This window comes from Bradyrhizobium sp. (assembly GCF_016462955.1).
In the GTDB taxonomy this organism is placed as follows: Bacteria; Pseudomonadota; Alphaproteobacteria; order Rhizobiales; family Xanthobacteraceae; genus Bradyrhizobium.
This window is the reverse complement of record NZ_JAEMSD010000310.1, coordinates 1-8,346: the sequence shown is the minus strand read 5'-3', so window position 1 is coordinate 8,346 and position 8,346 is coordinate 1. Positions and strand designations below refer to the sequence as shown.

The following is an 8,346-nucleotide window of genomic DNA, read 5'->3' as shown; positions in this document are numbered from 1 at the left end:
GCGGCCGAAGGTGCAGCAGTCCGCAGCCGCGCGGCCGAAGGCCGCGCCTTGCGCCAAGGGCTCCTTCTCCTGTGAGTGGCCGCGGCTGTCGGAAAGCCTCAACGACCTGAAAAAGCTGTTCAACCCGACGCCGAGCAAGCCCGCGAAGAAGGGCTGAAGCAGCGGCCAAACGGAGTATGCAGCGTCAGTTCGTGCGCTTCTTCTTGCTGCGCTTCGGTTTCGCCACCGGTGCCGGCGCTGGCTCGGTGACTATCGGCGAACTGCCCATCTGCGACCGGCTCTCCTGCAATCGCCTGTCATAGCCAGGTGAGTTCATCACCGTCGGCGGCCTTGCAAAGGCGAGCGTTGACGAACCGCAGAGCGCGGTCAGCGCGATCCCGATCACAAGACGACGTTTCATCGTGTTCCTCCTTCGGGCACTACCCGCGGATCTGCTGCGGTGTCAGACGAAGCGGACCTTTGCCGGCCGCCTCTGCGTCCTTGATCAGCGCAACAATGCGGCGCATCAGCGGCACGCCGACATTGTTCCGTTCGGCGAGCGCGATCATCGCACCCTGGAGATAGTCGATCTCGGTCTTGCGGCCCTGCTTCAGGTCCTGCCACATCGAGGAGCGCGCCTCGGGATCGATCTTCATGGTCCGTCCCAGGATCGCGTTGAAGATCGCATCCGGCAGCCGGAGCAGGGTCGGAGACCAGCTCATCGGCATCGGCGTCGACGACACCGGCACGATGCCGGCAGCCTTCAGCACGGCCAGCCCCTCGGCCATCTGGTCGGCGAACAGCCTGCGCCAGTCGCGGCTGGCCAGTTGCGCCGCGAGCGGCATGTCGGACAGCGCGCTGAGCGCGTTGTTCAGGTTGATGATCAGCTTGCCCCATTGCACGCCGGTGATGTCGCCGCTGGCGCGCATCGTGAGGCCGGCGACCGAGAGCTTGCCGGCCGTGTTCTCCGCATCCTGCCCGATATGAATGTCCCCGGAGGTGGCGCGGTGGAAGCGGCCCTCGCCCATTGCGATCACGTTGAACGGCACCATGCCGGCCAGCACGGACCGGTCGCCGAGCCGCTCGCGCAACACCGCGACATTGCCGACGCCGTTCTGCAGCGAGACGATGACGGCATCCTCGGGCGCATGCTGCTCGATCTGCGCGGCGACGGCGGCGGTGTCAGCGCTCTTCACCGTCACCAGCACGATGCCGGCGCTATGGAAGATCGAGGGATCCTCCGACAGCGCCAGTCGACCCGCATCGAGCTTGTTCTCGAAGCCGTCGAAATCGGTCAGACACAGGCCGAACCGCTCGATCTCGGACTTCACCCGCGGCCGCACCAGGAGCGCGACGCGGCGGCCGCTGGCGGCCAGCATGCCGCCGACGAAGCAGCCGATGGCACCGGCGCCGGCCACCACGATCGGTCGATCCGCAATCACCGAAACTCACTCCGTGAATGACCGGCCTTCGATAGCAGAGCCGAGGCCGACAACCAATCGCGGCGCATCCGACTTGTAACGGTCATGAGTGCCCCATATGTTTTTGCCCCGGGGGCAGTCAGCGGCGAGCGCTCGCCGAACGAGACGCCAAAGGAGAGCACCATGGGTCTACTCGACGTCCTCAACGGCATGCAGAACGGCCCGCGCGGCCAGAGCACACCGAGCTCCGAGAAATCCTCCGGCGGCATGTCGCCGATGACCATGGCGCTGCTCGGGCTGCTCGCCTGGAAGGCATTCAAGCATTTGACGGCAGGCCAGCCCGGCGCAGCGCCCGCCCCGCAGCCGCGCTCGCCGCTGCCGCCTCCGACGCAGGCGAATGCAGGCGGACCGGGCGGCGGTCTCGGCGATCTGCTCAAGGGCGGCCTCGGCGGCCTGCTTGCGGGCGGAGCGGCGGGGACCGTGCTCAGCGGCGGGCTCGGCGATCTGCTCAACCAGCTCCAGAGAGGCGGCCAGGGCGAGGTTGCGAATTCCTGGGTCGGCAAGGGCGAGAACAAGCCGATTGCGCCGGGCGATCTCGCCAGCGCGCTCGGTGCCGACCAGATCGACAGCCTGTCCGCCCAGAGCGGCCTGTCGCGCGAGGATCTGCTCTCCGGCCTCAGCCAGTATCTGCCAGAGGTGATCGACCATTTGACGCCGGACGGACGGCTGCCGACAGAGAACGAGCTCTCGGATCGGATCTGATCGGTTCAACGGGAGGGGAGCACTGTCATGAGCATGGGCGGCCTGTTGTGGATCATCCTGGTCGGCTTCATCGCCGGCCTCATCGCGCGCTGGCTCGCGCCGGGGCCTAACAATCCGAGCGGCTTCATCCTCACGACCATCCTCGGCATCGCCGGCGCGTTTCTCGCCACCTGGATTGGCCAGGCCATCGGCCATTACAGCCCCGACCAGGGCGCCGGCTTCATCACCGCGACCATCGGCGCGGTGGTGGTGCTGTTCATCTGGCACCGGCTGGTGGCGAGCGGCGTGATCAAGGGGTGACTATATGCGGTGTCGTCCCGGAAAAGCGCGCCCCAAGCGCGCGCAGATCCGGGACCCATACCCCCAGGGAGGAGTTTGGCGAATACTGATGACTCCGAATGTTCGTCAAACGCCTCCCTGTGGTTATGGGTCCCCGCCTTCGCGGGGACGACGACTGAGTTTGACGCGAGGATGCGTTCATCACGTAATCAAATGCATCCCCGCATCCATGCGCACGACCTCACCGGTCATGTTGCTGGACGCCGGCATCGCCAGGAAGCAGACGAGCTGCGCGATGTCTTCCGCTGACGATGCGACCTTGAGCGGCACCTTCGCCACAACGCTGTCGCGCACCTGCTTGGCGCCGGCCTCGCCACGGCCCTTGGTGAACCAGGGCGTGTCGATATAGCCGGGGCATACCGTGTTGACGCGGATCAGCGGCGCCAGCGCGCGCGACAGCGATAGCGTCATGGTGTTGAGCGCGCCCTTGCTCGCGGCATAGGCGATCGAGGAGCCGACGCCGCTGATGCCGGCGACCGAGGACACGTTGACCACCGCAGACGGCCGCCCCGAAGCCTTCGCGGCGGCTTCGAGCAGGCTGCGCGCTGCGCGCACCATCTGGAATGGCCCGATGGTGTTGACGGCATAGACGCGCTGGAAATCTTCCGCCGACAATCCGTCGAGGTCGGCATGGGCGACATGCTTGGTGGTGCCGGCATTGTTGACGAGAATATCGAGCCGGCCCCAGCCGCTGGCAGCCGCGGCGATCTTGCGGCAATCCTCATCCTTCGAGACGTCACCCTGCGCGACCAGGACTTCCGCGGCGCCGGCCTTGCGACAGAGCTCGGCCGTCGCCTCGGCCTCCTTCTGGCTCGACGAATAGTTGATGACGAGCCGCGCCCCGCTCCGCGCGAGAATTTCCGCCGTTGCCGCGCCAAGGCCGGAGGCCGACCCCGTCACGATTGCGCACAGATTGTCCTTGGCCATCCCTTTGTCCTTCCCGTGGCTCTGATCTTCCGCGACTTGTTTAACGAGTTTGCCGCGCCCTGCAAATCGAGCAAACTCCGCTAAGCGGAATTAGCCCAGACGGGTGACGCCCCATGCCCACGCCGCAGGTTGGTCTGCGGTCAACGCTTGTCAGGGCCATGGCTTTTTCGGATCATCCGGCGCAAGAAGAGGTCGCGCGCCCGTCGGAACAGGACGCGCCAATGGCAAGATACGGGGAACGCTGTGGCGGAGAGTGACAATATCGTCGTCGAGACCGCGGAGAAGATCTTCGCCGATCTCGCCGATCCGCAAACCATCAACAACGACAAGCAGGGCACGTGGCAGGCGCCGCTGTGGCAGGCGCTGAGCGAAGCCGGCCTACCCTTGGCTTGGGTGCCGGACGATCTCGGCGGCTCCGGCGCGAGCCTCGCCGACGGTTTTGCGTTGCTGAACGCCGCCGGCCGTTTTGCCGTCGCGGTGCCGCTGGCCGAAACCATGCTGGCGGGCTGGCTGCTGGCGCAGGCCAAGATCACCTCGCCCGAGGGCGAGATGACGGTGCTGCCGGCGTCGCCGAAGGACCGCATCACACTCGATGCCGACGGCGCGCTCTCCGGCCGCGCGCGCGGCGTGCCTTTCGCGAAGAGCGCGAAGCATTTTGCCGTGCTCGCGCATGGCAAGGACGGCTTTTCCATTGCGCTGGTCGCCGCGGCCAAGGCGCGGATCGAAGCCGGGCTGAATGTCGGCTACGACCACAGCGACACCGTGACGCTCGACAAGGTTCAGCCCCTCGCCCTCAAGGCTGCGCCGAAGGGGCTCGACCAGACCACCGTGATGCTGATGGGCGGCGTCGCGCGCAGCCTGCAGATTGCGGGCGCGCTGGAATCCATGCTCGATATTTCCGTGCGCTATTCCAACGAGCGCGTCGCCTTCGAGAAGAAGATCTCGAAATTCCAGGCCGTGCAGCACAATCTCGCGCGCCTCGCCGGCGAGTCCGCCGCGGCGCTTGCGGCCGCGACCTCCGCGGCTGACGCCATCGCGAATGCGACATCATTTGATGACGAGGTCTATCTCGAAGCCGCCTCCGCCAAGATCCGCTGCGCCGAGGCCGCGGAGAAAGGCGGGGCCATCGCGCATCAGGTGCACGGCGCGATCGGCTTCACCATGGAGCACATCCTGCACCGCTATTCGCTGCGCGCGCTGGCATGGCGTGACGATTTCGGCTCGGAAAGCTACTGGGCCGTCGAGCTCGGCAAGCTCGTCGCAGACCGCGGCGCCGACGAATTGTGGCCGCTCGTGGCATCGCGCTGATCGGGGAGAGAAACACATGACCGCCGCCCTCCGTTTCGATCCGATCCGCCTGCCCGAGAAGTGCGAACAGCTGCGCAAGGAAGTGCGCGCCTTCCTCGCCGAGGAGATCGCCGCCGGCACCTTCGATCCGCACCAGCCCAACCGCGAAGACACCGACGCGCCGGAATTTTCCCGCCGGGTCGGCGCCAAGGGCTGGCTCGGCATGACCTGGCCGAAAAAGTACGGCGGCCAGGAGCGCTCGTTCCTCGAACGTTACGTGGTGACCGAGGAAATGCGCGTCGCCAACGCGCCGACGCGGCGCTTCTTCGTCGCCGACCGCCAGAGCGGCCCGGTGTTGCTGAAATACGCTCCCGAGCATGTCAAGATGGACATCCTGCCGCGCATCTGTCGCGGCGAGGTCTGCTTTGCCATCGGCATGAGCGAGCCGAACTCCGGCTCCGACCTGTTCGCCGCGAAGACGCGCGCGACCAGGACCGACGGCGGCTACCTCATCAACGGCACCAAGATCTGGACCTCGTCGGCGCACATCGCCGACTACATGATCGCGATCTTCCGCACCTCGCCGCCGACCAAGGAGAACCGCCGTCACGGCCTGACCCAGTTCCTGGTCAAGATGAAGCAGCCCGGCATCAAGGTGAACCCGATCGGCCAGATCACCGGCCAATACGAATTCAACGAGGTCGTGTTCACCGATCACTTCATCCCCGACGACCACGTGCTCGGCGAGGTCGACGGCGCCTGGAAGCAGGCGACGAGCGAGCTCGCTTACGAGCGATCGGGCCCCGAGCGCTTCCTCGAAACCTATTACGTGCTCACCGAGCTGGTGCGCGCGGTCGGCCCCAATCCCGACACCCGCAGCGCCGAAGGCATCGGGCGCCTGGTCGCGCAGCTCCACACCATGCGGCGCATGTCGGTTTCGGTGGCAGGCATGCTGGAAGCCGGCAAGGAGCCGGTGGTCGAGGCGTCTATCGTCAAGGACATCGGCACGGTGTGGGAGCAGCAGTTGCCGCATCGCGTGCGCGATCTCGCCGCCTTCGTCGAGGAGACCGCGACCAACCGCGAGACCCTGGAGCGGCAACTCGACTTCGCCATCAAGACCGCACCGAAGCTTACCATCCAGGGCGGCACCACGGAGGTGCTGCGCGGCATCATCGCCCGCGGACTCGGCTTGCGGTAGGTTTCGATGAACGACACGATCGCGGCTCGCTCCGTCCACCTCTCCCATAGGGAGAGGTCGATTTGCGCCAGCAAATCGGGTGAGGGGTTCTGCTCTTATGAGGGACCGCAGCCCCACACCCGGCGCTCCGCGCCGACCTCTCCCTATGGGAGAGGTGGTTCTTCGCTACCGATACATCGAGTTACTGGAGGCAAGTAATGAGCACTTACAAAGATATCGGCGTCGAGAAGGTCGGGCATGTCGGCACCATCGAGATCCGCCGCCCGCCGCTCAACTTCTTCGACATTTCGCTGATCAACCAGATCGCGGATGCGCTGGAGGAGTTCGACCGCGACATCGAGATCCGCAGCACCGTTCTCTCCGCGCAGGGCAAGGCGTTCTGCGCCGGCGCAAATTTCGGCGATCCGGCCCGTCAGGAACAGGAGGCGCGCGAGGCCGAGAAGAAGGGCGACCCGGCCGACAGCCTCGGCCCAATCAATCATCTCTACATCCAGGCCGTGCGCATCTTCCGCGCCAAGAAGCCGATCGTCGCCGCGGTGCAAGGCGCGGCCATTGGCGGCGGACTCGGCCTCGCGGTCTCCGCCGATTTCCGCGTCACCTGTCCTGAGGCGCGTTTCTCCGCGAACTTCACCAAGCTCGGCTTTCACCCCGGCTTCGGTCTGACCGTGACACTGCCCGAGCTGATCGGCAAGAACAACGCCGAGCTGATGTTCTACACCAGCCGCCGCGTCACCGGCGAGGAGGCCGTGAAGTGGGGCTTGGCCAACGAGCTGGTGCCGCAGGACCAGGTCAAGGCGGCCGCGATGAAGCTGGCCGGCGAGATCGCCGAATGCTCCCCGCTCGGCCTGCTCTCCACCCGGGCCACGATGCGCAATGGCCTCGCCGACCGCGTGATGGCTGCGACCAATCACGAGCTCGCCGAGCAGACGAGGCTGCGCGCGACGGAAGACTTCAGGGAAGGCGTAAAGGCGACCGAAGAGCGGCGAGCGGCGAATTTCAAGGGGCGGTGAGCGCGCGGTGAATGTCCTGTTCTTCCTTCTCCCCTTGTGGGAGAAGGTGGCGCGAAGCGCCGGATGAGGGGTTTTTTCAGCGAATTCGACTGCACAAGATGAGTTCGCGGAGAGAGACCCCTCACCCGTCTCGCCGCTACGCGGCGAGCCACCCTCTCCCACAAGAGGCGAGGGTGCAGCTCACTCAACTCACGCGGAACGTCACGCCACCCAACAAAAATTCGTTCCCCTCAACCGCGAACCCCTTCGCCTTCGCGGCATGCAACACGCGCGTCACGTCGATCACACGAAACTCCAGCGCGCTCATGATCTCGCTGGCGCCCTTCACGAAGCGAAAGGTTGCGTTCGGCAGTTTCAGCTCGTCACCGCTCGGCGCAATTCCAATGATCCTGCCCCAATGCTCCGCCAGCCCTTGCGGATCCGGGCTCTGCATTTCCACCGACGTCAGCGCCTGCGTCACATCCTTTCGGATGAACTTCTGCCAGTCCGGGCCCGCCGGCGGATAGGGGCCCAGAATGTCGTCGCTGCCTTCGGTGTGGTTGAACTCGATGAACGCAGCACGGCAGTCGCGGGGATGGAGCTGCACGCCGTGATAGGGCGCGTGGTCGATGACGTTGGCGGTGCGCACGCCGATGGCGTTTGCATGGCGGCCGCGCTCGTCGGGATCGTTGCAGCAGAAGATCGCCATGTAGCCGCCGCGTCCGCCGGTCTTCTCGATGAAGCGGCCGGCGGTTGTGCCGTCCTTGAACGGCGCCACCACCTCCAGCAGGATCGTGTCGACCGGGAGCAGCGCATTCTCGAGGCCGTATTTCGCGACATTGCCGTCCCGATAGCAGACGCCAAGGCCCATGATCTCCGCAATGTCAGAGATCACGGGTTCGAGCTGCGGCGCCACCAGGCAGATCTGCCGCAGCCGGATATAGGGCGCCATGGTCATGCGCCCTTGAAGGTCGGCTTGCGCTTCTCGACGAAGGCCTTTGCGGCCTCCTTGTGGTCCTCGGTGTCGCCGCAGCGGGTGTGATGGATCGCCTCGCCGTCGAAGCAGTCCTCGAGCGCCAGGTGTTCGGCATTGTTGATGTTGCGCTTGATGAAGCCAAGCGCGATCGAGGGGCCCTGCGCCAGCGACAGCGCAAGCTCGTGCGCGGCCGTGTCGATCTCGGCGTCGGGCACGACCTTGGTCACCATGCCGATGGCGTGGGCTTCCCTGGCCGTGAGCACCGGCGACATCAAATAGAGCTCGCGCGCCCGCGCGCTGCCGAGCAGCTGCGTCAGGAAATAGGTGCCGCCGTAATCGCCGGAGAAGCCGACCTTGGCGAAGGCGGTGGTGATCTTCGCGGTCTCGCCGACCACGCGCAGATCGCAGGCCAGCGCCAGCGAGAGACCGGCGCCTGCTGCGGCGCCTTCCACGGCGGCGACCACCGGC

Annotated in this window: 10 protein-coding genes; 5 read left to right on the top strand and 5 right to left on the bottom strand. The window is 65.9% G+C overall.

The genetic code is table 11. The features are described 5' to 3' along the window. Positions 1 to 184 precede the first annotated feature (184 nt). Together JHD07_RS26085 and JHD07_RS26080 are read right to left on the bottom strand one after the other, a co-directional pair. Entirely contained in the window at positions 185 to 400 is a 216-nt protein-coding gene (locus tag JHD07_RS26085; RefSeq protein ID WP_291627283.1) for a hypothetical protein, read from the bottom strand. A gap of 19 nt (positions 401 to 419) precedes the next feature. Continuing rightward, positions 420 to 1,421 carry a 2-dehydropantoate 2-reductase gene (locus JHD07_RS26080; protein ID WP_291627281.1) on the bottom strand — a complete coding sequence of 334 codons (1,002 nt, stop codon included), beginning with the start codon at positions 1,419 to 1,421 and terminating at the stop codon, positions 420 to 422. 162 nt (positions 1,422 to 1,583) lie between these two features. Between JHD07_RS26080 and JHD07_RS26075 the strand changes: the two genes are divergently transcribed. Both JHD07_RS26075 and JHD07_RS26070 read left to right on the top strand, forming a co-directional pair. After that, complete coding sequence (locus JHD07_RS26075) at positions 1,584 to 2,162, top strand: YidB family protein (protein ID WP_291627278.1); 579 nt, start codon at positions 1,584 to 1,586, stop codon at positions 2,160 to 2,162. A 27-nt stretch (positions 2,163 to 2,189) separates the two neighbouring features. Then, positions 2,190 to 2,462, top strand: coding sequence for a GlsB/YeaQ/YmgE family stress response membrane protein (locus JHD07_RS26070; protein ID WP_291627276.1), 273 nt, complete (start codon positions 2,190 to 2,192; stop codon positions 2,460 to 2,462). A 180-nt stretch (positions 2,463 to 2,642) separates the two neighbouring features. Here the strand turns inward: JHD07_RS26070 and JHD07_RS26065 are convergent, their stop codons facing one another. Then, positions 2,643 to 3,428, bottom strand: a complete 786-nt coding sequence (locus tag JHD07_RS26065) for an SDR family oxidoreductase (RefSeq protein ID WP_291627274.1) — start codon at positions 3,426 to 3,428, stop codon at positions 2,643 to 2,645. Between the two features lie 243 nt (positions 3,429 to 3,671). On the opposite strand from JHD07_RS26065, the gene JHD07_RS26060 reads away from it, so the two are divergent. From JHD07_RS26060 to JHD07_RS26050, 3 genes are all read left to right on the top strand, one after another. Beyond that, positions 3,672 to 4,736, top strand: coding sequence for an acyl-CoA dehydrogenase family protein (locus JHD07_RS26060; protein ID WP_291627273.1), 1,065 nt, complete (start codon positions 3,672 to 3,674; stop codon positions 4,734 to 4,736). A 16-nt stretch (positions 4,737 to 4,752) separates the two neighbouring features. Next, positions 4,753 to 5,913: an acyl-CoA dehydrogenase family protein gene (locus JHD07_RS26055; RefSeq protein ID WP_291627271.1), complete on the top strand. Its 1,161-nt coding sequence runs from the start codon at positions 4,753 to 4,755 to the stop codon at positions 5,911 to 5,913. A 197-nt stretch (positions 5,914 to 6,110) separates the two neighbouring features. Further along, positions 6,111 to 6,923, top strand: a complete 813-nt coding sequence (locus tag JHD07_RS26050; protein WP_291627269.1) for an enoyl-CoA hydratase/isomerase family protein — start codon at positions 6,111 to 6,113, stop codon at positions 6,921 to 6,923. A 184-nt stretch (positions 6,924 to 7,107) separates the two neighbouring features. Here JHD07_RS26050 and JHD07_RS26045 read toward each other — a convergent pair whose 3' ends face one another. Continuing rightward, a complete protein-coding gene (locus tag JHD07_RS26045) occupies positions 7,108 to 7,854 on the bottom strand; it encodes a hypothetical protein (protein WP_291627267.1) in 747 nt (248 codons plus the stop codon). A gap of 2 nt (positions 7,855 to 7,856) precedes the next feature. Beyond that, positions 7,857 to 8,346 (bottom strand): enoyl-CoA hydratase-related protein (locus tag JHD07_RS26040; protein WP_291627265.1); only part of this gene is annotated, 490 nt, incomplete at its 5' end.